Genomic DNA, 404 nt, shown 5'->3' on the forward strand with positions numbered 1-404 from the left:
CGGTGAATTTCGCCTGTGCACGATGTGCCGGGTGCCCGGCGTTCATCGCAGCGGCTACTACGTCTGGCAACGCCAGTCGTCCAGTGTTCGCCATCGCGAGGATGATCGGCTGCTGGGCTTGATCCGGCATCACTGGCTGGCTAGCGGTGGCGTATACGGCTACCGCAAGATCACGGTGGATCTGCGCGAATCAGGCGAAACCTGTAGCCGCCATCGCGTGCACCGGCTGATGAAAGGCAAAGGTCTGCGTGCGGAGGTGGGCTACGGCAGCAAGCCCCGCTATCGAGGTGGTCCGCTCGGCGTGGTGCCCAACGTGCTGAACCGGGACTTCGCGCCTGATGCGCCGAACAGGGTCTGGGTCACCGACATCACGTACATCCGGACCTACGAGGGATGGCTGTATC

1 protein-coding gene is annotated in these 404 nt (G+C 63.4%); it reads left to right on the forward strand.

Annotated elements, in window-relative coordinates; all coding sequences use genetic code 11:
* Window positions 1–404: IS3 family transposase (locus D1Y85_RS27695; protein WP_246024958.1), on the forward strand; the 404-nt coding region annotated here is incomplete at both ends.

The organism is Paraburkholderia dinghuensis (assembly GCF_003837865.1).
Classification (GTDB): Bacteria; Pseudomonadota; Gammaproteobacteria; order Burkholderiales; family Burkholderiaceae; genus Paraburkholderia; species Paraburkholderia dinghuensis.